Below are 26,991 nucleotides of genomic sequence, written 5' to 3'. Positions count from 1 at the left end.
GACGACTCGTGGTGATCGAAGGTCTGGACGGCGCGGGCAAGCGCACCCTCGCCGACGCGCTGACCGGTGCGCTGAACGCGGCCGGGGCGAGCGTCACGTCCATCGCGTTCCCGCGGTACGGCGAAAGCGTGCACGCCGACCTCGTGAAGGAAGCGCTGCATCGCGGCCACGGCGACCTCGCGGACTCCGTCTACGGCATGGCGATGCTCTACGCGCTCGACCGGCGGGGCGCGGCGGACGAGATCCGCGCCCGTCTCGGCGACCACGACGTCGTGCTGCTCGACCGGTACGTCGCGTCGAACGCGGCGTACGGCGCCGCCCGGCTCCATCAGGGCGCGGACGGCGAGTTCGTGCGCTGGCTCAAGGAACTGGAGATCGACCGGTTCGGCCTGCCGGTGCCCGTCGCGCATCTGCTGCTCCGGGTCACCGCCGACGTCGCCGCCGGTCGCGCGCAGCGCCGCGCGGAGAGCGACGCCGACCGCGCGCGGGATTCCTTCGAGACCGACGACGCGCTCCAGAAGCGCTGCTCGGTGGTCTACGACGAGCTCGCCGCGACGGGCTGGCTCGCGCCCTGGCACGTCCTCGACGGCGTCGCCGGTGTCGACACCCCGGCCCTCGCGACCACCCTCCTCCGCACTTAGTCCTCTAAATGCGTGAGCAGCCAGGTGTGGAACTCGCCGATGTGGTGCTCGGACGGCATCAGCACCCCGCCGCCGCGGTAGGCGCGGGACGCCATCGCGGGCTGACAGCGTTCGCAGGCGTCGAAGTCCTGCTCGTTGACTCGGTGGAACAACTCGACCGACCGTGACACGTCCCGTCCCGAGGCCACGACGTCTTCGGAATAGAGCCAGTCGCATTCGACGACCGTCCGGTCCGGCGCGAGCGGGTACATCCGGTGGAAGATCACGTGGTCGGGCACCAGGTTCACGAACACCTGCGGCCGGATGGTGATCGCGTAGTACCGCCTGTCCTGTTCGTTCGCGACGCCGTCGAGCCGGTCGAAGCCCGTCGTGCCGTCGATGGTGAAGCCGTCCACGGCCTCGCCGAATTCGGCGCCGTGCCCGACGTAGTACTGCGCCGCGTACCCGTCGGCGAACTCCGGCAGCACCTCGGTCAGCTCCGGGTGGATGGTCGCGCAGTGGTAGCACTCCATGAAGTTCTCGACGATCAGCTTCCAGTTCGCCTTGACGTCGTAGGTGATCCGGCGCCCGACCGACAGCTTGTCGAGGCGGTACCGCTCGATCGATTCCAGATCGCCCAGCCGTTCCCGCACCGCACCCTCGACATCGGCCTCGAACGACGGCGGATCCGCGGCGAGGCAGACCCACGCGTAACCCAGCCATTCCCGCAGATGAACGGTGTGGAGCCCGTACTCGGAACGGTCGATGTCGGGCAGGCTCGCCAGGTTCGGCGCCGCGATCAGCCTGCCGTCGAGCCCGTACGTCCACGCGTGGTACGGACACTGGAAAGCGCGTTTGACCGTGCCCGACTCCTCCGTGCACAGCCGCGCCCCGCGATGGCGGCAGACGTTGAGGAACGCCCGCAGCCCGCCGTCCCGGCCCCGGCTGACCAGCACGCTCTCCCGTCCCACCTGGACGGTCCGGAAGTCTCCCGCCGACGGCAGATCCGCCGAACGGACCGCGCAGAACCACTGGCGTTCGAAGATCTTCTCCTGCTCGGCCGCGAAGATCGCGGGATCGGTGTAGTAGCCGCCGCCCAGTGTCGGGATGAGGCTCGTCATCTCGGCACTCCGGCGAACCGGGCGGGATCGAACAGGGCGATCGGATGACTCGTCGTGCCGTCCACGACCAGGTCGGCGAGGATCTCTCCGACCACCGGGACGAATTTGAAGCCGTGCCCGGAGAACCCGCAGGCGACCACCACGCGATCGTGCGCGGGATGGCGGGAGATGACGAAGTGTTCGTCGGGTGTGTTCGTGTACATGCAGGTCGCTCCGCGCAGGAAGGTGCCGGGCAGCGCCGGCATCTTCCGCCCGACGAACTCCGCGATCTCGCCGACCTCTTCGGGGTGCACCGTCCGGTCGATGGTCTCCGGCGTGCAGGTCCGGCCGCCGCGGAAGAACGCGACCTTCACGCTCCCGGCGTCGTCGTGTGAAGGGAATCCGTAGAACTGGCGGCCGCTCTCGCCTTCCCAGACGTAGATCGGATGCCGCCCGGCGCGGAACGGCTCCACCCCGCCCGACGGCGCGAACCAGTACTGGACCTGGCGTTCGACGGTGAAGTCGATACCGAGCTCGGCGAGCAGGCCCGGCGCCCACGCGCCGGGGCAGACCACGAGCTGGTCCGCCGTGTAGAAGTTCTGCGACGTCCCCACCCGGACACCGGTGGAAGTCTCCCGCCACGAAAGGACCTTCTCTTCGTGGTGCAGCTCCGCCCCGGCCCGCGCGGCGAGCTGGAGATGCGCGGCCACACTGCTTTCCGGCACCACGAAGCCGGCGTTCTCCTCGTACAGCGCGATCTCGTGGGCGTCCGGGTTCATCGTCGGGAACCGGCGCCGGATCTCCGCCGCGTCCAGCAGCTCGTGCGGCAGGTCCCATTTCCGGGCGCTGGCCAGGCTTCCCGACACGGTCCGGGACTCGGGGCCGCCGAGCATGATCCCGCCGCACCGGGTGAAGATCTTCCGGCCGGAGTCGCGTTCGATCCCGTCCCACAGTTCGTGCGCCCGCAGCAGGAGCGGGACGTACGCGGGATCCTCGAAGTACGCCTGCCGGGTGATCCGCGAGCCGCCGTGGCTGGACCCGAGGTTGTGCACCGGCGCGAACCGGTCGATCCCCAGCACGCGCCGCCCTCGCCGGGCGAGCCGATACGCGGCGGCGCTGCCCATCCCGCCGAGGCCGATGACGATGACGTCGTAATGGCTCATGCGGCGCTCCTGATCCGGTCCATGCCGGGGTCGAACAGCGGTTCACGCGCGACGACGGCGGGGATCCGCTCGCCGAAGTATTCGATCTCCAGCGGCCTGCCCGGCTGGGTGAACTCGGCCGGGAGCCAGGCGTACGCGATGTTCTTGCCGACGGTGTAGCCGTACGCGGCGCTCGTGACGTATCCGGCGGGACGGCCGTCGGCGAACACCGGCTCCTTGCCGAGCACGACCGAGTACGGATCGTCGACGGTGAGACAGGTCAGCTTCCTGGTCGCCGTTTCCGCCGAGCGTCCGGCCAGCGCGTCGCGGCCGATGAAGTAACCCTTGTCCATCCGCACGGCGAAACCGAGCCCGGCCTCGTACGGATCGTGCTCGGCGGTGACGTCCGTGCCCCACAGCCGGTAGCCCTTCTCCAGCCGCATACTGGAGAAGGCCTCCCGGCCGGCGGCGATGATCCCGTGTGCCTGCCCGGCTTCCCAGAGCGTGTCCCACAACCGGCGGCCGAGGTCCGCGCTCGTGTACAGCTCCCAGCCGAGTTCGCCCACATAGGACAGTCGCATCGCGGTGACCGGAACAAGGCCGATGTACGCCTGCTTCGTCTTGAAGTACCCCATCGCCTTGTGCGAGAAGTCCGTTGTGGACAGTGGCTGGAGCACGGCCCTGGCGAGCGGGCCCCAGAGCCCGATACAGCAGGTTCCCGGGGTGGTCTCGTGGATCTGGGCGGCGCCATCGCCGGGGAGATGCCGTCGCAGCCAGTCGATGTCGATGGCGCTGTTGACGCCGACCTGGAACCGTTCGGCGCCGAGCCGGGCGACGGTCAGGTCGCTGCGCACGCCGCCGTCCTCGTCGAGCAGCAGGGTGTAGGTGACCGAACCGGGCTTCTTGTCGAGCTGGTTCGTGGTCATCGTCTGCAGGAACGGCAATGCGCCGGGGCCGGTGACCTCCACGCGTTTCAACGACGTCATGTCGAACATCGCGACCCGCTGCCGCGCGACCAGCGCTTCGGCGCCGCCGATCGGCGACCAGTACCGCGCGGCCCAGCCGTTGCGCTCCGGGACGCGGCCGACCTCCGGAAGGTCCGCGTTCGCCTCGTACCAGTGCGGCCGCTCCCAGCCGCTCGCTTCGAGGAAGAACGCGCCGAGCTCCTTCTGCCTTTCGTAGAAGGGGCTCGTGCGCAGGGGCCGCGGTTCTTCCATGGGCTGCAAGGGATGGACGACGTCGTAGACCTCGGTGAAGCTCTGGCAGCTGCGCGCCATGACGTATTCCGGGGCGAGCTGCACCCGCTCGAACCGGGCGAGGTCGCAGCCGTGCAGGTCCACGCCGGGGTGCCCGTCGAGGAGCCACCGCGCCATGGCGCGCGCGACCCCGGCCGAATGCGTGATCCAGACGGCTTCGGCGACCCAGAATCCGTCGAGCTCCGGGTGTTCGCCCAGCAACGGCATGCCGTCCGGGGTGAAGGAGAACAGGCCGTTGATACCTTCCTCGACCTTGGTGTCGCCCAGTGACGGCAGCAGGCCGACGGCGGCGGCCCAGGACGGCTCGAAATCCGCGGGGGTGAACGCGAGTTCCGACGGCATCCCCTCGCCGGTGCCGATCTCGTGGGGAGACAAGGGCATCGGACGGTGCCCGTACGCGCCGATCCCGATCCGGTCGACATGCTCGCGGAAGTAGAGGTCGGCGTCCTGGTGGCGCAGGATCGGCCGGGTGGCCTCCTCGGTCACGCCGGCGAGTGACGGCAGCGGGCTGGTGCGCGCGTACTGGTGCGCCATCGGGACCAGCGGGATCGCGAGGTCCACCAGTTCGCCGAGCAGCGGTCCCCACATCCCGGCGCACGAGAGCACGATGTCCGCGCGGAAACTCCCCGTCTCGGTGGTGACGCCGGTGACGCGGCCACCCGACCGTTCGATGCCGACGACCTTCTGGCGCGCGAGGAACTTCGCGCCGCGACCGATCGCACGGCGGGCCTGCGCCTCGGCGGCGCGCAGGGGTTTGGCCAGGCCGTCGGAGGGGATGTGGAATCCGCCGAGCACCTTGGCCGGATCGAGCAGCGGATGCAGCGCGGCGCATTCGTCCGGCTCGACGAGCCTGCTCTCGACGCCGGACGCGGTGGCCCAGCCGTGCCGCCGCTTGAGATCGGCGAGGCGCTCGGGTGTCGTGGCCACCTCCAGCCCGCCGACGGGCCGGAAACACGGGTTCCCGTCGAGGTCGAGCGCGCCGTACTTCGCGACGGTGTACCGGGCGAACCCGGTCATCGTGCGGCAGGAGTTGGTCTGGAAGACCAGACCGGGGGCGTGCGAACTCGACCCGCCGGTGGTGAACAGGTCGCCCTGGTCCAGCACGGTGAGGTCGGTCCAGCCTCGTTCGGTGAGCTCGTCGGCGAGCGCGCAGCCGACGATGCCGGCGCCGATCACGACGACGCGGGGTCCTGGGGGCATGGTTCGGGGTACCTCCTGCCCGCCCTGGAGAGTCCACAAAGGACACCCGGGCATCGGGGTGACAGGCGCTGTTGCGGATGAGGCACGTTGTTCCGTCTTCAGCAACAAAGTGCGGCACGTGCGGGCGCGCTGTCAAGAGCCCGAAGAGGTCGGCCTCTTCACTCGGTGAAGTACCCCAGCTGGGCCGAAAGATCCGCCGACGCCTCGGTCAGCGGCCGGACGATCTGCCGCACCCGCTGTTTCGAAAGCCGGTACGACGGGCCGGAAGCGCTCATCGCCGCGACGACGTCGCCGCCGGGGCCGTGCACCGGCACCGCGACCGCGTGCATCCCCAGCTCCAGCTCCTCGAAGCAGGCCGCGTACCCGTCCTCGGCGACCCGCTCCAGCTCGGCGGCCAGCTCGTCGGGATCGACCGTGGTCCGCGGGGTGAACCGTTCGAGCTTCCGCCGGAGCAAACGTTTGCGCTCGACGTCGCCCATGTACGCGAGCAGCACCTTCCCGCTGGACGTCGCGTGCAGGGGGGTGCGCTGCCCGGTCCAGTTCTGCGTGGTGATCGCGGCCGAGCCGCGGGCCTGGCTGACGTTGATCGCGACACCGTCGTCGGCGATCGCGATGTTGACCGTCTCGCCGAGGGTCTCGGCCAGGCCCTGGCAGGTCCGCCTGCCCAGTTTCGCCAGGTCCATCCGGCCGGTGGCGGCGCCGGCGAGCCGGACGACGCCGAAGCCGATCGCGTACTTCCCGCGTTCGCCGAGCTGCTCGACCAGGCCGCGGTTCTCCAGGACGCTCAGCAGGCGCGACGCCGTCGACTTGTGCACGCCGAGCTCGCCCGCGATCTCGGTGATACCGGTTTCCCCGTTGCGCGCCAGCAGTTCCAGCACGCTGATCGCGCGGTCGACGGACTGCACCTGACTGGGCGTTGCGTTCCCCGCGTCCTGGTTCCGCATGACGCAACAGTAGCCGTTTCGCCCGGATCCGCTCGGCTGAGTGGGCGAATCCCTTGACGTACCGGCCCCTCGGGGGTGATTGTTGCGCAGAGCACGTTCCGTCTCGTAATGCGCAACATCAACAAACCGTCGGTCCTTTCCCCGGAGGCCCCGATGATCCGTGCCTGCGCCGTCTCCGAACTGCCCGAAGGCGAAGCCCTCCGCCTGCCCGGCCCCGTTCCGGTCTCGGTCTTCCATTCCGAGGGCGCCTATTACGCCCTCGACGACACGTGCAGCCATCAGGACGCGTCACTCGCGGACGGCTGGATCGAGGGCTGCTACGTCGAATGCCCGTTGCACGCCGCGCGATTCGACCTGCGGACCGGCGCCCCGGACTGCCTGCCCGCCAAGAATCCCGTGCGCACGTACCCGGTCGTGATCGCGGACGACGTGATCTATGTGGACACCGAGGCGCGCCGGGAAGTGGCTTGAGATCGGTCGCCGTCGTCGGCACCTCTCTGGCGGGACTTCGCGCGGCGCAGGAGTTGCGCGGGCGGGGTTTCGACGGGCGGCTGGTGATGATCGGCGCCGAACCACCGTACGACCGGCCGCCCCTGTCGAAGGATTTCTTGCTGGGCAAGGTTTCCGTCGAAGACGTCGCGCTCGCCGGGCAGGACGATCTCGACGCGCTGGCCGCCGAATGGCATCTCGGTGTCCGCGCCGAGAAGCTCAGCCGCGAGGGCGTGACGCTCGGCGACGGCACCACGATCGCCGCCGACGGCTACGTCCTCGCGACCGGCGCGGTGGCCAGAACCCTCGATGCGGCAAGGAATCTGTCCGGCGTCCACACTCTGCGAACCCTCGACGACGCGGTCGCGCTGAAGGCCGCTCTCGCTGCGGGGCCTTCCTCGGTCGTCGTCATCGGCGCGGGGTTCATCGGCGCGGAGGTCGCGTCCGCGTGCCGCCTGCTCGGGCACGAAGTGACCGTGGTCGAGGCGATGCCCGTGCCGCTCGCCTCCGTCCTCGGCCCGCGAATGGGCGCGGTGTGCGGGGAACTGCACGCCGAGAACGACGTCCGGCTGAGCACGGGCGTCCCCGTCGCCGGGTTCGCCGGTGACGGCTGGGTCACCGGCGTGCGGCTCGCCGACGGCCGCGAGCTTCCCGCCGATCTCGTCGTGGCCGGAGTGGGAGCACGGCCGGCTACCGAATGGCTGACCGGATCCGGGCTCGCCGTCGACGACGGGGTGCTGGTCGATTCCGGCTGTGTCACAGCGAATCCCCGAGTGGTCGCGGTGGGTGACGTCGCGCGGTACCGCTGCCCCCTGCGCGGCAGGCGGGTCCGCGCCGAACACTGGACGGCGGCCACGGAACAGCCGGGCGTCGCGGTCGCGAATCTGCTCGCCGGCTCGACCGTCACGCATTTCGCACGACACGGTTACTTTTGGTCCGATCAGTACGGTCGGCGGCTCCAATTCGCCGGAGTGGCCACGGAAGACGTGCGGATCGCCGAGGGCGACGTCGCTGCGAAGCGGTTCGTCGCGACCTATCACCGCGGCGACGTGCTGGCCGGGGTGTTCGCGATCGACTCACCGAGGCCGTTCACCAGGCTCCGGCGTGCTCTCTAGGGGCCCAAGACCCTACTCGGATGGAGCAATTTGCCCGATTCGATGATCTTTCTGGTGGTCACATCGCCGGGTCGCGCGCCCGCGCCGGGAAACTAGTGCGAACATAGGTTTATGAAGGCACGTGTTCTGGTCGTCGACGACGACCCTGCTCTCGCGGAGATGCTCACCATCGTGCTGCGTGGGGAGGGGTTCGACACAGCCGTCGTGGCCGACGGCTCACGGGCGCTGCCCGCGCTTCGTGAGCTGAAACCGGATCTGGTCCTCCTCGACCTCATGCTGCCCGGGATGAACGGCATCGACGTCTGCAAGGCGATCCGGGCCGAGTCCGGCGTGCCGATCGTGATGCTCACCGCCAAGAGCGACACCGTGGACATCGTCCTCGGGCTCGAGTCGGGGGCCGACGACTACGTGGTCAAGCCCTTCAAACCGAAGGAGCTCGTGGCCCGCGTCCGCGCCAGGATGCGCCGCACCGAGGCCGAGCCCGCCGAGTCGCTGACGATCGGCGATCTCGCGATCGACGTCCCCGGCCACGAGGTGACGCGCGAGGGGAAGGCCATCCCGCTGACCCCGCTCGAGTTCGACCTGCTGGTCGCGCTCGCCCGCAAGCCGCGTCAGGTGTTCACCCGCGAGGTGCTCCTCGAGCAGGTGTGGGGCTACCGCCACGCCGCCGACACCCGGCTGGTGAACGTGCACGTCCAGCGGCTGCGTTCGAAGGTGGAGAAGGACCCGGAACACCCCGAGGTGGTGTTGACCGTTCGCGGTGTCGGGTACAAGGCCGGCCCGCCGTGATCACCCCATGAACGGACGCTTGCGAAGGCTTGCCCAGACCACGATGCGCCACTTCCGGCGCATCGTGGTTTTCGTGCGCCGCAAGGTCGTCTCGTTCAACGAGCTGTGGCGGCATTCGCTGCAGTTCCGGGTCACGGTGTCCACGCTGGCGCTGTCGTCGGCCGTGGTGTTCGTGCTGGGCATGGTGCTGCAGAACCAGATCACCGAACGGCTGGTGGAGACCAAGCAGAACGCGGCGATCGCGCAGACGAGGGCGGTCGTCGAGACCGCGGCCGGTGAACTGATCGGCGTCGGCACCGAAAGCCCCGAAGCGCTGACCGCGCGGATGAAGAACGCGCTGAAGAAGATCACCAGCACGACGACTTCGCAGGACAGCGCCGGATCGGCCGCGGGCACTTTCGAGCCGGTGCTGGCCGCGGGTGGCCGTGACCAGTCGAACAAGCCGGTGTTCGCCGGGCCCTACGAGAAGGTGCCGGAGCGGCTGCGCCAGTTCGTGGAGACCGAGCAGGTCAGCCACCTGAACCACACGGTCACCGAAGCCGACGGCGGCAAGACGACGTACCTGATCGTCGGCGCGCCGGTGAGCACGATGATCAACCCGCTCCAGCTCTACCTGCTGTACCCGCTCACCAGCGAGCAGAACACCGTCTCGACCGTGCAGAACACGCTGCTCGTCGGCGGTCTCGTCCTGCTGCTCCTGCTGGCCGGGATCACGAACCTGGTCACCAGACAGGTCGTCCGGCCGGTCCGCCAGGCCGCCGCGGCGGCCGAACAGTTCGCGGGCGGTGATCTCGACCAGCGCCTCGCCGTGCTCGGTGAGGACGACCTGGCCAAACTCGCCGTGTCCTACAACGAGATGGCCGCGAGCATCCAGCGGCAGATCCGCCAGCTGGAGGAGTTCGGCGGCCTGCAACGCCGCTTCACCTCCGACGTCTCACACGAGCTGCGCACCCCGCTGACCACCGTCCGGATGGCCGCCGACGTGCTGCACGCGTCGCGCGAGCAGTTCCCGGCAGGGCTCGCGCGCTCCACCGAACTGCTGGTCGACGAGCTCGACCGGTTCGAGGCCCTGCTCGGCGACCTGCTGGAGATCAGCAGGCTCGACGCGGGCGTCGAGGAGCTCTCCGCCGAGCTGATCGACGTCCGGCCGATCGCGACCAGGGCCGTCGAGCAGGTCCGGGTGATCGCGGGCAACGCGGGCAGCTCGGTCGAACTGGTCCTGCCGGAGGAAGAGGCGCACGCCGAGGTCGACGCGCGCCGCGTCGAGCGGATCCTGCGCAACCTGCTGGCCAACGCGGTGGACCACAGTGAGGGGAATCCGGTGGTGCTGACCCTGGCGGTCAACGAGACCGCGGTCGCCATCACCGTCCGGGACCACGGTGTCGGGTTGCGGCCGGGCGAAGCGGAACTGGTGTTCAACCGGTTCTGGCGCGCCGACCCGTCCCGTAACCGCCGGACCGGCGGCACCGGGCTCGGCCTCGCGATCAGCCAGGAGGACGCCCGGTTGCACGGCGGCGTGCTCGACGCGTGGGGCGAGACCGGCCACGGCGCCTGTTTCCGGCTCGTGCTGCCGCGGCGGCAGGACACGCCGATGGGGGAGAGCCCGCTGGTCCTGCCACCGCCCGATCACACGTCCGCCGAACCACCCGGCTCGTCCGGACTGCTCGAAGTCCGCCCCGCACCAGACGCCATCCTCGCCGAGCCAGAGGAGGTCGGCCGGTGAAACGGCTCCTGCCCCTGCTCGCGGTGGTGCTGCTGCTCGCGGGCTGCGCGAACATCCCGCTCGAATCCCAGCCCGCCGTCGTCTCCGGGGACAAACCCGGGCAGGTGCCCGCGGACGTCGCCGAGCCGGTGGCCGGGCTCGACCCGCTGACCGTCACCCGTCAGTTCATCCGCAACTCCGCGACACCGGGCACGGCGAACGCCAACGCGCGGGTGTACCTCGACGAGGAGGCCCGGCGCAACTGGAAGCCCTCGCAGGGGCTGACGATCATCGACGACACCTTCGGCACCGTTTACGACACTTCGTCGTCTTCCCCGAACCCGGACGAGCAGGTGGTGAACGTCCGCGGGTTCAAACTCGGCAACCTGAGCCCCGACAGCGCGTTCATCCCGGTGAAGGCCGAGTACTCGCAGCAGTTCAAGCTGCGGAAGCAACCGAACGGCCAGTGGCGCATCGTCGACCCGCCGCAGGAACTCGCCGTCACCGACGAGGATTTCGCGCTCAACTACTTCCGGGTGCCGATCAGCTTCTACTCGCCCGACTCCGGGGCCTTCGTCCCCGACCTCCGCTACGTCGCGGCGAAACCGCAGGCCGGATTGCCCGGCCGGGTGATGGATCTGGTGCTGCAGGGACCGTCGGAAGGGCTGAAGGGCGCGGTCAAGGACCTGCTCGGCGACCAGGTCACCACCGAAAGCAACGTCCGGAGCACGGACGACGGGACACTGGACATCAACCTGACCGGCGTCGGCGGGGCCAGCCTCGCGGACCGGAACCTGATCGCCGCGCAGATCGTCCTCTCGCTGCAGACGGTGACGCTGAGCCGGATCCGGCTGCTCGCCGACGGCACCGCGCTGGTGCCGGACCACGAGTACTGGCGTGCCAGCGAACTGCCCAACTACAACGTGGACATCGCGCCCAACTCGGAACTGCGGGGCCTGATGACCGTGAACGGCCGGGTCCGCTCGCTCGAAGACGGGCAGCCGGTCGGCGGGCCCGCGGGCAACGGCGGCTACAAGGTCGTCAGCGCCGCGCAGTCCGTCGACGGGAAACGGCTCGCGGTGGTCGAGGAACGCGACGGCAGGCAGTGGCTCCGGGTCGGCGATCTCGGGCACGAACTCGCTTCGGTGGACCTGTTCGGCGGGAGCCTGAGCCGCCCGACCTGGCGCCCGGTCGCCCGGGGCGGCGGGGTCTCCGGCGAGGTCTGGACGGTCGTCGACCACAACACCGTCGCCAGGGTCACCCTGGCCGCGGACGGCCGCTGGGTGAAGGCCGGCGTCGACGCGACCATGCTCACCAGCCTCGGCCAGATCACCGAAATGCGCCTCTCGCGTGACGGGTCGCGGCTGGCCGCGGTCGTCAACGGGCAGCTGGTGGTCGCCTCGATCGTGCGGACGGCGGACTCGGTGGCTCTGAGGGCGCCGCGGAAACTGCAGGAACGCGACCTCAAGGACGTGGTCGACGTCGACTGGGCGACCCAGGACCACCTGATCGCCGCGACGTCGTCGACCTCGCTGCCGGTGGTGAAGGTGCCGCTGGACGGGCAGCGGATGGACGCGTTCAACAGCTCGAACCTGACCCCGCCGGTGCACGGCGTCACCGCGGCGCCGAGCAGGCAGAACCTGGTCGCCGACGCGGGCGGGCTGTGGGTCGCCTCCGAACTGGGCGAGGTCTGGCGGCCGCAGGCGCACACCGTCACCGACGCGGACCCGTTCTACCCGGGCTGAGCGCTCGGCCGCCTTCGCAGGTTGCGAAAGCCACTTTCGCAACCTTCAACGTTGCGAAAGTGGCTTTCGCAACGTCGGCCGACGCCACACCAGCCCCATCAGCCCCTCCAGAGGGGAGCAAGGGACCTTTAGTACCGCTAGCTTTCCTAGCGTCGCTAGCGAGCAGTTCGGGGCACTGGATGTCCGTGAAGGCCTCCTTCACTACCTTGAGGGTAGGCAAGGAGGCCTTCACGGACCGAGATCCGCGCGCGAAAGCGACACGAAGCCGCGAAGCGCCCTTCTCCTCGATTGACTTTTTCAACGACTCCCGGACATGACCGGCCCCCTGACCGCGCAAAGTGTCCAAACCGGACCTCTCACGACACCTCGCGACCCGGAACTGTCGGAGCCCCCGCCGACACTCGCCCCATGTCCAAAATCCTGGATCTCCTCATCCCCGCCCGCTGCGCGTCCTGCGGAGTGCCGGGCGCGCCCTGCTGTGCCACCTGTCAGACCGCTTGGGGTTCGCTCAGCGAGATCATCCGCGGCCCGACGGCCGGTCTCGTGCCCGTGTACGCCCTGGCTCCCTACGCCGACGAGGCCCGTCGCCTGATCCTCGCCTACAAGGAACGCGGCCGCCGCGACCTCGCCCCTTCCTTCGGGCGGGCGGTCGCCGAAGCCCTCGCTCAGCTACCCGATCCAGAGCCGGAACCTTGCCTCGTCCCCGTCCCTTCGCGACGGTCCGCCTCGCGTGTCCGAGGCGGACCGCACGTCCGGCGCGTCGCCGAAGAATGCGTGAAAGCACTGAGAGACAAGGGAAAGCCCGCGACCGTGGCGCCGGTCCTCAACCTGAGGTCAGGAGTTCGCGACGCCGTAGGGCTCAGCCGGGCCCAGCGGTCGGCGAACCTCGACGGCCGGATCCGCCTCGCTCCGGGAGCCTGCCGGGGGAAGGTCGTTCTCCTTGACGACGTCATCACAACCGGAGCGACCGCCGCCGCTTGTACGCGATTTCTGGACATAAGCGGAATTCATGTTTCGGCGGTGGTGGCGCTGGCCGCCGCCGGGTGATCGGGCTGTCACCTACAAGAGTGATGAATGATCGGGAACGAGAATGGGTACAAGGGCGTTGACGGGATATGAGGGACCTTCTGGGGAACACTCCGACGGCCCGCCACTCCACCGGGGTGGCGGCGGATTCCCCCGGGCCCGGCGCCCTAGGCACCCTCCGCATTTTCCTGTCCGAAGGCTTGCGCCGTCCGCGTGAAAAGAAATCACGGGGGCGACGCCCGACAGGCCGGATTGTCCCGCTGGCCGCACGGTCTTCGTCGCGTGCGGTGACGAGGTCTCACGTCCTGATATCCCCCGGCTCGGGGGCTGTTGCTCGCGGCGTGATGCAGCTAACGTGCAGCGCTATCAGCAATCCCGGCAGGCAGGGAGGTGACCAGCCCATGTCCCTGGCGCCGGAGCCGCGCTGAGTCCGCGCTCGGACATCCGACACGAGACGTCGTGGCCGTATGCCGAGTTCCCTCATCGCCCGCGATCCGGGCTTCGTCCCCGCATTACCGGCGCCCTAGTGAACACATCTACAGCTCGCAGTCATTTCAGCGAGGGAGGTCGTGTATGGACATCGTCGTTAAGGGCCGCAACGTGGAGGTGCCCGACCACTATCGGGCACTCGTCAGCGAAAAGCTGGCCCGGCTAGAGCGCTACGACAAGAAGGTCATCCGTTACGACGTGGAGCTCTTCCACGAGCCCAATCGCCGGCAGTCGAAGAACTGCCAGCGCGTCGAAATCACCGGTAAGGGCCGAGGCCCCGCCGTACGCGCCGAAGCGTGTGCCGGCGACTTCTACGCAGCGCTGGATTCCGCACTGAACAAGCTCGAAAACAGGTTGCGGAAGACACACGACCGCCGGCGCGTGCACTACGGCCGCAGCCGCCCGGAATCCGTCGCCGAGGCGACTTCGATGGCGGCCGCCGGTGGCATGACCACCGACACCCGACATCTGGCGGGTACCGCTGTGCTCGAAGCGCCTGAGGCCGAACCCACGGCCAACGGTTTCGCTGTCGAGAGCGGTGACTTCGAGATGCCCCAGCAGCGCTGGGATGACGGGGTGACCGAACACCAGCCCGGTCGCGTCGTCCGCGAGAAGAAACACGACGCGGAGCCCATGACGGTCGACCAGGCTCTCTACGAGATGGAACTGGTCGGTCACGACTTCTACCTGTTCAACGACTCCGACGCCGGATGCCCGAGCGTCGTCTACCGGAGGCGAGGCTTCGACTACGGCGTCATCCGGCTGAGCTAAGCCGGCCCCTGCGCCCAGACGGCGGCCCGCACGCGTCCCGTGCGGGCCGCCGTCATGTCCGGAACAGGTGGGACGCGGCCTCGTCCCGTCAGGTACCGACCGACGGTGCGTGCGCGAACACCGAGGTGTTCCCTACGATGGGGGCGGACGGTGGTGCGTTACCAGGCACCACCGCGTACGAGATTGCCCGGGACCGGCTCGGGTGCGATCACAATCAGCTAGTGAGGTCGACCGGATGGTGCTGAACCGCCTGCTCCGCGCGGGCGAGGGCAAAATGGTGAAGCGGCTGCGACACATCGCCGATCACATCAACACCCTCGAAGACGACGTCAAGGAACTTTCGGACTCCGCGCTGCGGGCCAAGACCGACGAGTTCCGTAAACGGCACGCGGACGGCGAGTCCCTCGACGACCTCCTGCCGGAGGCCTTCGCGGTGGCGAGGGAGGCGGCCTGGCGAGTGCTCGGCCAGCGGCCCTACGACGTCCAGCTCATGGGCGGCGCCGCCCTGCACCTCGGCCAGGTCTCCGAGATGAAGACCGGTGAGGGCAAGACCCTGACCCAGGTCCTCCCCGCGTACCTGAACGCCGTTTCCGGCAAGGGTGTGCACGTCATCACGGTGAACGACTACCTCGCCAAACGTGACGCCGAGTGGATGGGCCGCATCCACCGCTTCCTCGGCCTCGAGGTCGGGGTCATCCTGGCAGACCAGACGCCCGAGGTCCGCCGCCAGCAGTACGCCGCCGACATCACGCACGGCACGAACAACGAGTTCGGCTTCGACTACCTCCGCGACAACATGGCGTGGAGCCTCGAGGACTGCGTGCAGCGCGGCCACAACTTCGCGATCGTCGACGAGGTGGACTCCATCCTCATCGACGAGGCCAGGACGCCGCTGATCATCTCCGGCCCGGCCGACCAGTCCTCGCGCTGGTACATCGAGTTCGCGCGGATGACGCCGCTGATGAAGCCGGACATCCACTACGAGGTGGACATCCGCAAGCGCACCGTCGGTGTCACCGAGAAGGGTGTCGCGTTCGTCGAGGACCAGCTCGGCATCGACAACCTCTACGAGGCCGCGAACACGCCGCTCGTCGGCTACCTGAACAACGCGCTGAAGGTCAAGGAGCTCTACAAGCGCGACAAGGACTACATCGTCCGTGACGGTGAGGTCCTCATCGTCGACGAGTTCACCGGCCGCATCCTGCACGGCCGCCGCTACAACGAGGGCATGCACCAGGCGATCGAGGCCAAGGAAGGCGTCGAGATCAAGGCCGAGAACCAGACGCTCGCCACGATCACGCTGCAGAACTACTTCCGGCTCTACGACAAGCTGTCGGGCATGACCGGTACCGCCGAGACCGAGGCGGCCGAGTTCCACCAGACCTACAAGCTGGGTGTGGTGCCGATCCCGACCAACAAGCCGATGGTCCGCGCCGACCAGGCCGACCTGATCTACAAGACCGAGCAGGCCAAGTTCGAGGCCGTCGCCGAGGACATCGCCGAGCGGCACGAGAAGGGCCAGCCGGTGCTGGTCGGCACCACGAGTGTCGAGAAGTCCGAGCACCTGTCGAAGCTGCTGCTCAAGCTGGGTGTTCCGCACGAGGTCCTCAACGCGAAGCACCACGACCGGGAGGCGCTGATCGTCGCCCGCGCCGGGCGCAAGGGCGCGGTCACGGTCGCCACCAACATGGCGGGCCGCGGTACCGACATCGTGCTCGGCGGCAACCCGGACATCATCGCCGACGAGGTGCTGCGCGACCGCGGCCTCGACCCGGTGGAGCACTCCGAGGAGTACGAGGCCGCCTGGCCGAAGGTGCTCGAGGAGATCCAGGCGGAGACCAAGGCCGAGGCCGAGGAGGTCCGCGAGGCGGGCGGGCTGTACGTGCTCGGCACGGAGCGGCACGAGTCGCGTCGCATCGACAACCAGCTCCGCGGTCGTTCCGGCCGCCAGGGCGACCCCGGCGAGTCCCGGTTCTACCTGTCGCTCGGTGACGAGCTCATGCGCCGCTTCAACGCCACGATGGTCGAGCGGGTCATGACCACCATGCGGCTGCCGGACGACGTGCCGATCGAGCACAAGATGGTCTCCAAGGCGATCAAGAGCGCTCAGACGCAGGTCGAGCAGCAGAACATGGAGATCCGCAAGAACGTCCTCAAGTACGACGAGGTCATGAACGAGCAGCGCAAGGTGATCTACGCCGAGCGCCTGCGCGTCCTCGAAGGCGAGGATCTGCGCGAGCAGATCGAGCACATGCTGGTCGACGTCATCAACGCGTACGTCACCGAAGAGACCGCCACGGGTTACGCCGAGGACTGGGACCACGAGAAGCTGTGGACGGCGCTGAAGCAGCTCTACCCGGTCAAGGTCACCTGGGAAGAGCTCACCGAGGACGACGACCTCGACGCCGACAAGCTGCGTGAGGCGCTGCTCGAAGACGCTCACCGCGCGTACGACGAGCGCGAGGCCGAGATCGACGCGAAGGTCGGCGAAGGCGCGATGCGCAGCCTGGAGCGCCAGGTGATGCTCACCGTGCTCGACCGCAAGTGGCGTGAGCACCTCTACGAGATGGACTATCTCAAGGAGGGCATCGGCATGCGCGCCCTGGCGCAGCGCGACCCGGTCATCGAGTACCAGCGCGAGGGCTACGACATGTTCCGCGCGATGCTGGAGTCGCTGAAGGAGGAGGCCGTCGGCTTCCTGTTCAACCTCCAGGTCGAGCAGGCCGAGCCCACTACGCCGTCGCCGGAGTCGGCGTCCGCGCTGCCCGCCGGTGTCGGCTCCGGGAACGGCCAGGCCGCGGGCGGCGACGGCAGGCACGCCCGTCCGACGCCTCCGCAGGGCCCGGCGACCGACACCCAGTCCGTGCCGTCCGCCTTGCGGGGCAAGGGACTCGGCGGTGGTTCGCAGTCCGGGCTGACCATGTCGGGCCCGTCCGAGGACGGCGGCGTCGAGTCGCATTCGGACAGTGCCGGCAGCGCCGGTGGTGACCAGGGCGGGACCCGCCGGGAGCGTCGTGCCGCGCAGCGCGCCTCCCAGAAGAAGGGCAAGAAGGGCCCGCGCCGCTAAAGGCCCCCAAAGCGCGTGAAGGCCCCCTTCCCTCGGCTCAGCCGAGGGAAGGGGGCCTTCACGCGTATCAGGCCGCGTCGTGCGCTTCACGGGCGTCAGTCGGGCCCGAACGGCGGCGCGAGGTGTTGTGAAAGCCACTTTCGCAACCTTCAACGTTGCGAAAGTGGCTTTCGCAACATCGCCACCGGACACCTGCGAGCCGCCCGGCCGTCTACCGCCCGCCCGCGCAGCGCGGCCCTCACGCGTATCAGGCCGCGAGCGCGGAGACTCGTCGCGGCGGCTTCAGCAGGTGGAAGCGGGTGCACACCCAGCCCGACGGCGTCCGCTCGAAGCGGGCGGCCAGCGCGAGGGAGCGTCCGTTCTGTTCGACGGTCGCGCAGGCTTCGACGACGCCGTCCGCCGGATGGCCCAGGTGGACCGACTTCGGCCGGTAGCCGCCCGAGGGACGGCGCCGGCCGCTGTCGAGCAGCGCGCTGTGCAGCGCCGGGTCGAGGATCGGCCGCACCTGGACCGCGGGACGGCGCCCGTCGCAGGCTTCGAGGATGGTGGTCAGCAGCCTGCCGATCTGCTGTCCGTCGGGAGTGTCCGGCCGCGGCTGTGGTTCCTCCACGATCTTTTCGCCGGACAGCGGCAGGTCCAGCACGAGCTGGTTGTCCGGCACCGCCGCCCGGTGCACCAGGTTGTCCGGCCTGCCGGCGACCCGGTACGGCGGTTCGAACGGTTCGAGCCGTCTCAGTACGTACGACTTCATCAGGTTGTCCCCCTCCGCGGCCCCTCGGCCGCGCCCAGCAACTAAGGGGCAGGCGGCGGACGAAGCCGCGACAAGGACCGCCCGAGAGGATGAACCGGGCGGTGATCGCTTGTGTACGGTGGGCCGGTGCTGAAAGGGCTGGTCATCGACTACGTCGGGGTGCTCACGGACGCCGGCGCGGACGAGCTGTACGCCTACCTGCGGGCGGCCAGGGCACGCGGGATCAAAACGGCCTTGCTCTCGAACGCCCCCGGCGCGTCGGACGAGGCCAAACGGTCGCTCGGCCCGTTCTTCGACGCGCTCGTCTTCTCCGGCGAGGTCGGCGTGGCCAAACCCGAACGCGAGGTCTACCTGCTGACCGCGGGGCTGCTCGACCTGCCCGCCGACCGGTGCGTGTTCGTCGACGACGCCGCACACAACGTCCGCGCCGCGGTGGCGGCCGGGATGGCGGGAGTGCACCACACGTCAGTCGAGGAGACGCTGACCGAGCTCAGCGCGTTGTTCCCGAAGCCTTAGCCCGGCGCACCAGCTCGAAGGACAGCACCGCGGCGGCGGCCGAGACGTTCAGCGACTCGACCTCGCCCGGCATCGGGATCGAAACCCACTCCGTCACCAGTTCGCCGACCTCGGCGCCGACACCGTTCGTCTCTCCGCCCAGCACGAAGGCGGCGCGCTGCGGCAGCTCGACGTCGAACACCGAACTCCGGGCGGAAGCGCCCAGCGCGAAGATGCCGTAGCCGGCTTCGGTGAGCATTTCGGCCGCCTCGCGCGCGCTGCCGCAACGCAGCACCGGCGCCCGGAAAGCGACCCCGGCCGAAGCCTTGACCACCATCGGATCGAGCGCGGCGACCCCGCGCCGCGGCACCACGACGCCGTCCAGCCCGGCCGCGGTCGCCGTGCGCAGGATCATCCCGACGTTGGCCGGGGTGGTGATGCCGTCGAGCAGCAGCACCCGCGACGGCGGCCTGCCGTCGGACAGGGCCGCGTGCAGGGAGCGCATCCGCGGGGCGACGACGTCGGCCAGCACCCCCTGGTCCTGTTTGCCGTTGCCCGCCAGCACTTTGACGCGGTGCGCGCTCGCCCGCTGCACCGGCACCCCGGCGGCCTTGGCGGCACGCTGGATCTCGGCGGCGTTCGGCCCGCGCACGGTGTCGGCGAGGATCACCTTGTCCACTTCGAGCGCCGCGTCGTCCAAGGCCTCGAGCACCGGTTTGCGCCCGTACACCGTCAGGAACCGGTCCTTCGGCGAGATCACCGACTCATCACCCACACCGGCGAGTGTCCCACTATGTAAGGATCGGCCCATGCCCGACCGCCTCTCCGCGCTGGACGCCTCGTTCCTGTACGTGGAAGACCACTCGACCCCGATGCACGTCGGCGGCGTGGCGATCTTCGAGCGACCGCGCGAGGGTTTCACCTACGAGCGGCTGCTGGACCTGATTGGGCAGCGCCTCGCCTTCCTGCCGCGGTACCGGCAGCGGGTGCTGGAGGTGCCCGGTCACCTCGCCCGGCCGGTGTGGGTCGACGACGTCGACTTCGACCTGAACTACCACGTCCGCCGGTCGGCGCTGCCGCAGCCGGGCTCCGACGGCCAGCTGTTCGATCTCGTCGCGCGGCTCATGTCGAGACGGCTCGACCCGGGAAGGCCGCTCTGGGAGGCGTACTTCGTCGAGGGGCTCGCGGGCGACCGGGTCGCGCTGGTGACCAAGACGCATCAGTCCGTCGTGGACGGGATAGGCACCATCGAGATCGGGCAGCTGATCCTCGACGCCACCCCGCAGGAGCCGGAACCGTTCGACGACACCTGGCAACCCCGCCGGGAACCGAGCCGTACGCAACTGATCCTCGACGCGGTCGCCGAGACCGTGCAGCGGCCGACGGAGCTGGTGGAGAACGTCCGGTCCATCGCCCACGACGCCACCGCGATGGCGGGCAAGGTCACCGAAACGGTCGGTGACGTCGCCTCGGCGTTGAAGACCATGGTGAGCCCGGCGCCGTCCGGGCCGCTCAACGTCCGCACCTCCGGGGGCCGCATGTTCGCCGTGGTCCGGACGCGGCTCGAGGATTTCCGCGAGGTCCGCGCCGCGCACGGCGGCACGGTCAACGACGTCGTTCTCGCCGCGATCACCGGCGCGCTGCGGGAATGGCTGCTCTCCCGCGGCTCGAACCTGACCGCGACGACCACCGTGCGCGCGCTGGTGCCGATGGCCGTCCGCGACGCCGAGACGGCCGAATACTCGACGCCCGCACTGGTCGGGAACCAGGTCGACGCCTACCTGGTCGATCTCCCGGTCGGGGAGCCGAACGCGGTCCTGCGGTTGCACCACATCGGCCACGCGATGGCCGACCACCTCGACTCGGGCCGTTCGGTCGCCGCGCGCGGGCTACTGACGGTCGGCGGGTTCGCCCCGGCGACGCTGCATTCGCTGGGCGCGCGGGCGGCCGGGTCGATGTCGGGACGCATCTTCAACGTGCTGATCACGAACTCACCGGGCCCGCAGGTGCCGCTCTACGCGGGACAGGCGAAGATGGTGGAGATGTTCCCGGTCATGCCGCTGGTGCGCAATCAGGCGCTGGCGATCGGGGTCACCTCGTATCACGGAGGTGTCTACTTCGGACTGAACGGCGATCGCAAGGCCGTGTCCGATGTGGACGTGCTCGCCGGGATGATCGAGGAATCGTTGGAAGAGCTGAAGGGTGCGCACTGGTGAGGGTCTATCTACCGGCGACGATCGCGATGCTCCGTGACCTCGAAACCTCCGGCGAGTTCCGGGCGCGGAGCGGCACGGGATTCGCATTGACCCCGGCGCTGCGGGAGTCCTACGCCAGCGGATCCGACGAAGAACTCGAGTACGCCGCGCTGCTCGACGCCGCGAGGGCGTCGCTGCGGCTGATCGCGGCCGAGGAGAAGCCCGAGCCGCGGCGCGTGGTGATCTCGGCCGACGTCGAGGAGGTCACGCTGCGCCCGGACCTCGACGCCGCCGTCGTCCGGCTGGCCGGGCCGGTGAAGATCGCCGACGTCGCCGCGATCCACGTGGACGCGGCCGAAGCGGCCGAGTCCGTGCAGGCCGCCGCCGCGGTGATCGACCAGGCCGACCTCGGCGATCCCGACGCGGAGTTCACCCTCGGCGACGCCGAAGACCACGAACTCGCCTGGTACGCGCCCCAAGAGCTGCCGTTCCTGCTGGAACTCCTCTAACCCCACTCCGCGTTTCGTCCTCTGAATGCGTTCCTTGCACGCGCAACTACCGCATTCAGAGGACGAAACGCGTCAGAACCAGGACGGGCCGCGCGTCGGGCGTTCGGGGCGCCAGCCGGTCGCGTCGGTGAGCCTGGTCGAGACGACGCGCTGCGAACGAGCCAGGACCGACATCAGGCCCAGCCGGTTCGCCAGCCACTTCGGCAGCGCGCGCGGACGGCGCACACCGGCCGCGGCGGCCATCGCCTCGCCGAGTTCCTGTTTCCGCACCGGATCCGCGGCCAGGTTGTAGACGCCGCTCGGTGCCCGCAGCGCCGCGATGACGCCCGCCGCCGCGTCGTCCGGATGGATCGCCGCGGTCCAGTCGGTCCGGCGGCCGATGATCAGCGGCGAACCGCGCCGCGCGGCCGCCAGCATCGTCGTCGTCATCGGATCGTCGGCGACCAAGAGCCCGATCCGCAGCCGGATCGCGGTGCGGCCCTCGTCCGCCAGTTCCGCGATGTTCGCGTGCGCCACCGTCGAAGACGCGATATTGCCGCGCAGTTCGAGGGGAGAGTCCTCGTCCAGTTCTTGGTCGCCGCCGTCGGCGTAGACGAACGAGATCCCTTCCTGCACCACGATTCCCACCTCGCCGGTCCGTCGCACGGCGTCCGCCAGGGTCCGGCTGCCGGTGCTCCGCACGCGGTCGTTCTCGGCCCAGCCGGAGAGCGTCATCGCCCGGCGCGCGTCCGGGATGCGGGTGGCGACGTTGACCACGGCGTCGTGCCCGTTCAGCGCGCCCGCCAGGGAATCGACATCGAACAGCGAACCCGGCACCGGTTTCGCGCCGGTCGCGCGCACCGCCGCGACCCGGTCCGCCCCGCGGGCCAGCCCGCTCACCTCGTGGCCTTCGGCCAGCAGACGCCGCACCAGCGGGCGCCCCAGCACCCCGGTCGCCCCGATCACCATCACGCGCATTTTCGTTCCTCCTGTCTCACTACCCGAGGGACGAGACGTGCGCGGGGAACGTGACAGATCAGCCCGCCGGGATCTCCCCGATCTCCTCCGGCGGCGGCGCCTGGATGTCGGCCTGCGTGCCCCATTCGCTGTAGCGGGTGACGATGCGGGCCATCGAGCTGTCCGGGGCACCCGAAGCGGCGAGGACAGGGGCGAGGTCGAGCACGATCCGCAACGGCCGGTGGGTGTCGTCGAGCCAGATCTCCATGGGGATCTTCCCGAGTTTCCCCTGCAGTTCCCCGAGGGCCTCGGCCGACAACCCGGCGGGCAGATCACCGCCCAGCGCGGCCATGTCGACGTCCAGCCGGTAGCGCTCGGCGGGCACCCCGTCGAGTTCGGTGTGCCCGGATTCGACGAGCGTGCCCGCCTTCCGCACCTGGTCGAACGCGCGGGCTGGGTCGTTCTGCTTGGCCAGCTGATCGATGCTGCCGCCGGCGACCTGCGAAAACGGGTCCGCGCCGTCGGGGGAGACCTTCACCCAGGGCTTCCCGCCGGGGAAGTCCTCGCGGGCGGCCTCCGGGACCTTGGCGAAGACGATCTTGTCGACGAGCCGGAGTTCGAGGGGCTCGCCGAGGAAGTCCGTGGTCATGGCCAGCGCGGCGCCCGTCCCCGCGACCCTCGCCTGGCCCTGGCTCTTCGACCGCATCGTGCCCGCGGTGACCTCGGTGACGAACTTCGCCGCCTTGCCGTCGATCGCGGTCGTGACCCCGTCGGCGAGCGCGCGGGCATCGGCGAACGCCACGGCTCCGCCGTCGCACGCGCCGAGCAGCGCGCCGAATACGAGCACAACGGTGGCGAGGGCCGTTCTCCGCATGAGGACCTGCTTTCAAAGGCGGGCGCCCAAGCGAAACACAGCCGCGGTCCGCACCCCGATCGGGGGAACGGCTCAGCGGCTGTCGCCGACCGCCTCGGGCGGCGGCGCGATGATCACCACGTCGGAAGCCCAGCTTTCGTACTTCACCGTCGCCTTGCCCATGCTGACCTGCACCGGACGTTGCTCGGCGTCCAGCCACACCTCGGCGGGGGCGCCGCCGAGATCGAGGACGTAGTGCGTGGCGGCCGTGCCGTTCACGTCGGCCTGCCCGGACTTGGTGACCTTGCCCGTTTTGGCGATCCGGTCGATCGTGCGGGTCGGATCCATCGTCTCGACGACGTGCGTCATCAGCGCGCCGTTGGCCGCGGACAGCGCGTCCTTGCCGTCGGCGGTGATCTTGACCCATTCCTTGCCGGTCTTGAGTTCCTGGACCTGAGTGTCCGACAGGTGGTAGTAGAGGACGCCGTCGGCGAAGATCAGGTCCCGCTTCTCACCGGCGATCTCGGCGACCATGGAGAACTTGCTGTTCGGTCCCTCGTAGAGCCCGGAACTGGTGACGACGACCTTGCGGCCGTCGTCGGCGGTGGTCTCGAGCGCGATCTTGGACGAGCGGGCCTTCTGCGTGCTCGCGGCGGCGGCCGAGGCCAGCTGCGCCGCGTCGTTCACCGGCGGTTTCTCCTCGCCGGAACAGCCGCCCAGCATCAGGAGAGCGGTACAGACGACGGCGAATCCGGTGGCACGCATGGGACTCCCTCGGGTGAATGGTCTGTACCACTACCGTAGCGCCTGTCGCGTGAATTTCCACCGTCCGAACGGTCCGGAAGCGCGTGAAGGCCCCCTTCCCTCGGCTCAGCCGAGGGAAGGGGGCCTTCACGCGCAAAGGTCTAGCGGCCCGCCCGCTGCATCATTTCGGCGTAGTCGCCCACCTCGGCGGCGGGCGGCGGAGTGACCTCCACCGGCGTGCCCCAGTCGCTGTAGGTATACGTCGACTTGGCTTCGCCGGTCTGTGAGCCTCCCGCCGACTTCATGAACGAGGTCATGTCCATGGTCATCTTCAGCGGAAGCTGCTCGGCATTGAGCCACAGTTCGGCCGGAACCCGCAGATCCTTGCCTTCGAACCGCTTCTCGACCTCCGCCCGCTGATCGGCGGGGAGGTCGTCACCGAGGAACAGGTCGATCTGCTTCCTGACGTCGAATTCGACGAAGTAGTGGTTCACCGGGACGCCGTCCAGCCGGATCTGTTCCGACCTGATGACGCGGCCGGTCTTTTCGACCATCTCCAGCTGTTTCGCCGGGTCACCCATCTCGAGGGACCTCAGCATGGCCTTCCCCGCGGCCTTCTCTCCGGGATCCTCGCTGTTCAGCGGGAGCTTTCCCCAGGTCTTGTCCGTTTTGAGCCGGGCCTTCTCCTCGGCGGGCAGCTTGACGAACAGGGTCTGGTCGACCAGGCGCAGCCCGGCCGTTTGGCCGTCGAAGGTCATGTTCGCCTCGATTTTCGAGGCGGGGCCGTCGTAGAAGCCCACCACGGTTCCGGTGACCTTGGAAGTCCCCATCATGCCGTCGATGGTCGTCTTGGAGGATTTCGCCTTTTGCGTTCCCTGCTTCGCGGCCTCGACGAGGCCGAGCGCGTCGGTGAACGGGGTGGCCAGCGCGAGTTCGCCGGCGCCGTTGGTGTTCTCTGCGGTCACGCCGGGCCGGGTGCCGCAACCCGTGACCACGAGGGTCAGGGCAGCGGCCACCGCAGCCACCTTGAACGTGCGACGCATCTACTGACCGCCGGCCTTCTTCATGATCTCCGTCAGGTCGCCGACCTGGTCGGCGGGCGGGGCGGTGATGTTCACCGGGCTGCCCCAGTCGGTGTACTTGACCGTGGTCTTGGCGACGCCGTCACCGGGGGCGCCCATGGCCTTCACGAACGCGCTCGCGTCGGAGACGACCTGCACCGGCAGCTGATCGGCGTTGAGCCACAGCTCGGTGGGGATGGTGACGTTCTTGCCCTTGAGCTTCTCGTCGATCTTCTGCTGGACATCCGCCGGGAAGGGGACGCCCACCTCGCCCACGATGAGGGCGATGACCTTCTCGACCTCGATCTCGATCAGGTAGTGGTTGGTAAGCTCACCGTTCAGCTCGACCTGGTCCGACTTCGTGATCTTGCCCGCCTTCGAGACCTGCTCGAGGGTGCGCGACGGGTCGCTCTCCTTGACGGCCTTCGACATCAGCTTGCCGAGCAGCTGCGAGATCGGGTCCTGCCCGTCGGCCGCGATCTTCACGTACGCCTTGTCGGTCTTCAGCTCGGCTTTGTCGTCCGCGCCGAGCTTGAAGAAGAACGCGTTGTCGACCCAGAGGACGTCGACCTTCTTGCCTTCGCTGTCCAGGGTCATCGAGAACTTGCTGTTGTCACCGTCGTACACGCCCTGCCCGGTCACCGTGTTCTTCTCGGCGCCGGCGACGGTCTCCATCGAGATCTTCGACGACTTGGCCTTCTTGGTGCTCTCGCGGGTCAGGGCCGCGAGCTGGATCGGGTCGCCGAGCGGCGCCGAAAGCAGGCTCTTCTGCTCCGAAGGAGCGGGGGCAGCCGCGCCGGGCTGCTTCTCGCCACCGCAGGCGGAGAGCGCCAGGACGGCGGCCGTGGCGACGGCGGCGAGTGTGGTTACGCGCTTCAAGTGGACCCCTCAGAAAGTTGATCTAATCCGAACGGGGTATCGCGCAAGACCGGAATTAGTTACCGATCGTCGTCATGCCCGGCCCGGGAGCCCAAAAGCCGACGCAGCGACGTCAGCCGCTCCGCGCTCGCGTGACCTTCGGTGACCACGTCGTCGAGCGCGCAGTCCGGATCCGAAGGCGGCCCGAGGTGCCCGCAGCCCGAGGGGCACTCTTCGGCCGCCTCGGCGAATTCCTCGAACGCCAGGACGATGTCGTCGGCGGTCACGTGCGCCAGCCCGAACGAGCGGACACCGGGGGTGTCGACCACCCAGCCGCCACCTGGCAGGGGGAGCGCGACCGCCGCGACGGACGTGTGCCTGCCCTTGCCGACCGCGCTGACCACGCCGGTCGCCAGCCCGGCGTCCGGTACCAGCCGGTTGACCAAAGTGGACTTGCCGACCCCGGAATGCCCGACCAGCGCGGTGAGCCTGCCCTTGAGCCGTCCGGTCAGCTCTTCCGGATGTTCGTCGTGCCGGGTGACCACGGCCGGGATGTCGAGGCCCGCGTAGCCGGCGAGGAGTTCGTCCGGGCTGGCGAGGTCGGCCTTCGTCAGGCACAGCACCGGCTCCAGGCCGCCCGCGTAGCAGGCGACGAGACAGCGGTCGATGAATCCGGTGCGCGGCGGGGGATCGGCCAGCGCGGTGACGATCAGCAACTGCTCGGCGTTGGCGACGACCACCCGTTCGAAGGGGTCGGTGTCGTCCGCGGTCCGGCGCAGCACGCTGGAGCGTTCGTCCACCCGGATGATGCGGGCGAGGGTGTCCGGTTTGCCGCTCACATCGCCGACGATGCCGACGGTGTCGCCGACGACGACCGGGACCCGGCCCAGCTCACGGGCCCGCATCGCGGTGACGACCCGGTCCGGGTCGGAATCGATCGCGCAGGTCCAGCGGCCGCGGTCCTTGCCGATGACCATCGCGGTGGAGGCGTCCGCGTGCTCGGGGCGGCGTTTGCTGCGCGGCCTGGTGCCCTTGCCGGGACGGATCCGCACATCGGATTCGTCCAGCCTGCGCCAGTCCTTGCCAGCCAAACCGCCTCCTGCTCTTCGAACACCGCGCAAGAATGATCCCATG

General features: G+C 69.2%; 24 protein-coding genes. 12 read left to right on the top strand and 12 right to left on the bottom strand.

From position 1 onward, the window contains the following. Positions 1 to 8 precede the first annotated feature (8 nt). Positions 9 to 641 (top strand): dTMP kinase, encoded by a 633-nt coding sequence (locus H4W30_RS15045; protein ID WP_192744108.1) that lies wholly within the window; start codon positions 9 to 11, stop codon positions 639 to 641. Here H4W30_RS15045 and H4W30_RS15040 read toward each other — a convergent pair. From H4W30_RS15040 to H4W30_RS15025, 4 genes are all read right to left on the bottom strand, one after another. Continuing rightward, positions 638 to 1,741 carry an aromatic ring-hydroxylating oxygenase subunit alpha gene (locus tag H4W30_RS15040; RefSeq protein WP_192743389.1) on the bottom strand — a complete coding sequence of 368 codons (1,104 nt, stop codon included), beginning with the start codon at positions 1,739 to 1,741 and terminating at the stop codon, positions 638 to 640. The two genes, H4W30_RS15045 and H4W30_RS15040, sit on opposite strands and share 4 nt — an antisense overlap. Beyond that, complete coding sequence (gene solA, locus H4W30_RS15035) at positions 1,738 to 2,883, bottom strand: N-methyl-L-tryptophan oxidase (protein ID WP_192743388.1); 1,146 nt, start codon at positions 2,881 to 2,883, stop codon at positions 1,738 to 1,740. The genes H4W30_RS15040 and solA overlap by 4 nt, the downstream gene beginning before the upstream one ends. After that, a complete protein-coding gene (locus tag H4W30_RS15030) occupies positions 2,880 to 5,318 on the bottom strand; it encodes a GcvT family protein (RefSeq protein ID WP_192743387.1) in 2,439 nt (812 codons plus the stop codon). The genes solA and H4W30_RS15030 overlap by 4 nt, the downstream gene beginning before the upstream one ends. Before the next feature lie 158 nt (positions 5,319 to 5,476). Beyond that, entirely contained in the window at positions 5,477 to 6,262 is a 786-nt protein-coding gene (locus tag H4W30_RS15025; protein ID WP_192743386.1) for an IclR family transcriptional regulator, read from the bottom strand. A 153-nt stretch (positions 6,263 to 6,415) separates the two neighbouring features. Here H4W30_RS15025 and H4W30_RS15020 point away from each other — a divergent pair, with 153 nt between their 5' ends. The 8 genes from H4W30_RS15020 (at position 6,416) to secA (ending at position 17,455) form a co-directional block, all read left to right on the top strand. Continuing rightward, on the top strand, positions 6,416 to 6,733 hold the full coding sequence (locus tag H4W30_RS15020; protein ID WP_192744107.1) for a bifunctional 3-phenylpropionate/cinnamic acid dioxygenase ferredoxin subunit: 318 nt from the start codon (positions 6,416 to 6,418) through the stop codon (positions 6,731 to 6,733). Then, positions 6,730 to 7,866, top strand: a complete 1,137-nt coding sequence (locus H4W30_RS15015; RefSeq protein ID WP_192743385.1) for an NAD(P)/FAD-dependent oxidoreductase — start codon at positions 6,730 to 6,732, stop codon at positions 7,864 to 7,866. The genes H4W30_RS15020 and H4W30_RS15015 overlap by 4 nt, the downstream gene beginning before the upstream one ends. A 111-nt stretch (positions 7,867 to 7,977) precedes the next feature. Further along, positions 7,978 to 8,655: an MtrAB system response regulator MtrA gene (gene mtrA, locus H4W30_RS15010; RefSeq protein ID WP_005150760.1), complete on the top strand. Its 678-nt coding sequence runs from the start codon at positions 7,978 to 7,980 to the stop codon at positions 8,653 to 8,655. A 43-nt stretch (positions 8,656 to 8,698) separates the two neighbouring features. Continuing rightward, positions 8,699 to 10,378 carry an MtrAB system histidine kinase MtrB gene (gene mtrB, locus H4W30_RS15005; RefSeq protein ID WP_192744106.1) on the top strand — a complete coding sequence of 560 codons (1,680 nt, stop codon included), beginning with the start codon at positions 8,699 to 8,701 and terminating at the stop codon, positions 10,376 to 10,378. Continuing rightward, complete coding sequence (locus H4W30_RS15000; protein ID WP_192743384.1) at positions 10,375 to 12,102, top strand: LpqB family beta-propeller domain-containing protein; 1,728 nt, start codon at positions 10,375 to 10,377, stop codon at positions 12,100 to 12,102. The genes mtrB and H4W30_RS15000 overlap by 4 nt, the downstream gene beginning before the upstream one ends. Before the next feature lie 408 nt (positions 12,103 to 12,510). Next, complete coding sequence (locus H4W30_RS14995; RefSeq protein WP_192743383.1) at positions 12,511 to 13,149, top strand: ComF family protein; 639 nt, start codon at positions 12,511 to 12,513, stop codon at positions 13,147 to 13,149. 552 nt (positions 13,150 to 13,701) lie between these two features. Continuing rightward, entirely contained in the window at positions 13,702 to 14,388 is a 687-nt protein-coding gene (gene hpf / locus H4W30_RS14990; RefSeq protein WP_192743382.1) for a ribosome hibernation-promoting factor, HPF/YfiA family, read from the top strand. A gap of 235 nt (positions 14,389 to 14,623) precedes the next feature. Then, on the top strand, positions 14,624 to 17,455 hold the full coding sequence (gene secA, locus H4W30_RS14985; protein WP_192743381.1) for a preprotein translocase subunit SecA: 2,832 nt from the start codon (positions 14,624 to 14,626) through the stop codon (positions 17,453 to 17,455). Positions 17,456 to 17,702: 247 nt separating this feature from the next. On the opposite strand, the gene H4W30_RS14980 is transcribed toward secA, so the two are convergent. Continuing rightward, positions 17,703 to 18,206 (bottom strand): Rv3235 family protein, encoded by a 504-nt coding sequence (locus H4W30_RS14980; RefSeq protein WP_192743380.1) that lies wholly within the window; start codon positions 18,204 to 18,206, stop codon positions 17,703 to 17,705. Between the two features lie 111 nt (positions 18,207 to 18,317). Between H4W30_RS14980 and H4W30_RS14975 the strand changes: the two genes are divergently transcribed. Then, positions 18,318 to 18,722 carry an HAD-IA family hydrolase gene (locus H4W30_RS14975; RefSeq protein WP_192743379.1) on the top strand — a complete coding sequence of 135 codons (405 nt, stop codon included), beginning with the start codon at positions 18,318 to 18,320 and terminating at the stop codon, positions 18,720 to 18,722. Here H4W30_RS14975 and H4W30_RS14970 read toward each other — a convergent pair. Then, positions 18,697 to 19,476, bottom strand: coding sequence for a TrmH family RNA methyltransferase (locus tag H4W30_RS14970; protein WP_126735751.1), 780 nt, complete (start codon positions 19,474 to 19,476; stop codon positions 18,697 to 18,699). The genes H4W30_RS14975 and H4W30_RS14970 overlap by 26 nt on opposite strands. A gap of 34 nt (positions 19,477 to 19,510) precedes the next feature. Between H4W30_RS14970 and H4W30_RS14965 the strand changes: the two genes are divergently transcribed. Next, complete coding sequence (locus H4W30_RS14965) at positions 19,511 to 20,917, top strand: WS/DGAT/MGAT family O-acyltransferase (protein WP_192743378.1); 1,407 nt, start codon at positions 19,511 to 19,513, stop codon at positions 20,915 to 20,917. Next, positions 20,914 to 21,405, top strand: coding sequence for a DUF6912 family protein (locus tag H4W30_RS14960; RefSeq protein ID WP_126735749.1), 492 nt, complete (start codon positions 20,914 to 20,916; stop codon positions 21,403 to 21,405). The genes H4W30_RS14965 and H4W30_RS14960 overlap by 4 nt, the downstream gene beginning before the upstream one ends. Before the next feature lie 72 nt (positions 21,406 to 21,477). Here H4W30_RS14960 and H4W30_RS14955 read toward each other — a convergent pair whose 3' ends face one another. From H4W30_RS14955 to rsgA, 6 genes are all read right to left on the bottom strand, one after another. Further along, a complete protein-coding gene (locus H4W30_RS14955) occupies positions 21,478 to 22,362 on the bottom strand; it encodes an NAD-dependent epimerase/dehydratase family protein (protein WP_192743377.1) in 885 nt (294 codons plus the stop codon). Positions 22,363 to 22,420: 58 nt separating this feature from the next. After that, the gene (locus H4W30_RS14950) at positions 22,421 to 23,215 is read right to left on the bottom strand and encodes a hypothetical protein (RefSeq protein WP_192743376.1); all 795 of its coding nucleotides are present in this window, start codon (positions 23,213 to 23,215) and stop codon (positions 22,421 to 22,423) included. A 72-nt stretch (positions 23,216 to 23,287) separates the two neighbouring features. Further along, positions 23,288 to 23,959: a hypothetical protein gene (locus H4W30_RS14945; RefSeq protein ID WP_192743375.1), complete on the bottom strand. Its 672-nt coding sequence runs from the start codon at positions 23,957 to 23,959 to the stop codon at positions 23,288 to 23,290. Between the two features lie 140 nt (positions 23,960 to 24,099). Then, complete coding sequence (locus H4W30_RS14940; protein ID WP_318780604.1) at positions 24,100 to 24,954, bottom strand: hypothetical protein; 855 nt, start codon at positions 24,952 to 24,954, stop codon at positions 24,100 to 24,102. A 27-nt stretch (positions 24,955 to 24,981) separates the two neighbouring features. Next, positions 24,982 to 25,878, bottom strand: a complete 897-nt coding sequence (locus H4W30_RS14935; RefSeq protein ID WP_192743373.1) for a hypothetical protein — start codon at positions 25,876 to 25,878, stop codon at positions 24,982 to 24,984. A gap of 59 nt (positions 25,879 to 25,937) precedes the next feature. Continuing rightward, positions 25,938 to 26,948, bottom strand: a complete 1,011-nt coding sequence (gene rsgA / locus H4W30_RS14930; protein ID WP_192743372.1) for a ribosome small subunit-dependent GTPase A — start codon at positions 26,946 to 26,948, stop codon at positions 25,938 to 25,940. Between the last annotated feature and the right edge of the window lie 43 nt (positions 26,949 to 26,991).

Source organism: Amycolatopsis roodepoortensis, assembly GCF_014873915.1.
In the GTDB taxonomy this organism is placed as follows: domain Bacteria; phylum Actinomycetota; class Actinomycetes; order Mycobacteriales; family Pseudonocardiaceae; genus Amycolatopsis; species Amycolatopsis roodepoortensis.
This window is presented reverse-complemented; position numbering and strand designations above follow the sequence as displayed.

Excerpts from the sequence above, each read along its gene's own strand:
- H4W30_RS15040 (WP_192743389.1), bottom strand. The coding sequence starts at position 1,741 with ATGACGAGCCTCATCCCGACACTGGGCGGCGGCTACTACACCGATCCC.
- H4W30_RS15030 (WP_192743387.1), bottom strand. The coding sequence starts at position 5,318 with ATGCCCCCAGGACCCCGCGTCGTCGTGATCGGCGCCGGCATCGTCGGC.
- H4W30_RS14950 (WP_192743376.1), bottom strand. The coding sequence starts at position 23,215 with ATGCGGAGAACGGCCCTCGCCACCGTTGTGCTCGTATTCGGCGCGCTG.
- secA (WP_192743381.1), top strand. The coding sequence starts at position 14,624 with ATGGTGCTGAACCGCCTGCTCCGCGCGGGCGAGGGCAAAATGGTGAAG.
- mtrA (WP_005150760.1), top strand. The coding sequence starts at position 7,978 with ATGAAGGCACGTGTTCTGGTCGTCGACGACGACCCTGCTCTCGCGGAG.
- H4W30_RS14965 (WP_192743378.1), top strand. The coding sequence starts at position 19,511 with ATGCCCGACCGCCTCTCCGCGCTGGACGCCTCGTTCCTGTACGTGGAA.
- H4W30_RS14955 (WP_192743377.1), bottom strand. The coding sequence starts at position 22,362 with ATGCGCGTGATGGTGATCGGGGCGACCGGGGTGCTGGGGCGCCCGCTG.
- solA (WP_192743388.1), bottom strand. The coding sequence starts at position 2,883 with ATGAGCCATTACGACGTCATCGTCATCGGCCTCGGCGGGATGGGCAGC.
- H4W30_RS14995 (WP_192743383.1), top strand. The coding sequence starts at position 12,511 with ATGTCCAAAATCCTGGATCTCCTCATCCCCGCCCGCTGCGCGTCCTGC.
- H4W30_RS15025 (WP_192743386.1), bottom strand. The coding sequence starts at position 6,262 with ATGCGGAACCAGGACGCGGGGAACGCAACGCCCAGTCAGGTGCAGTCC.
- hpf (WP_192743382.1), top strand. The coding sequence starts at position 13,702 with ATGGACATCGTCGTTAAGGGCCGCAACGTGGAGGTGCCCGACCACTAT.
- H4W30_RS15020 (WP_192744107.1), top strand. The coding sequence starts at position 6,416 with ATGATCCGTGCCTGCGCCGTCTCCGAACTGCCCGAAGGCGAAGCCCTC.
- mtrB (WP_192744106.1), top strand. The coding sequence starts at position 8,699 with ATGCGCCACTTCCGGCGCATCGTGGTTTTCGTGCGCCGCAAGGTCGTC.
- H4W30_RS14945 (WP_192743375.1), bottom strand. The coding sequence starts at position 23,959 with ATGCGTGCCACCGGATTCGCCGTCGTCTGTACCGCTCTCCTGATGCTG.
- H4W30_RS14980 (WP_192743380.1), bottom strand. The coding sequence starts at position 18,206 with ATGAAGTCGTACGTACTGAGACGGCTCGAACCGTTCGAACCGCCGTAC.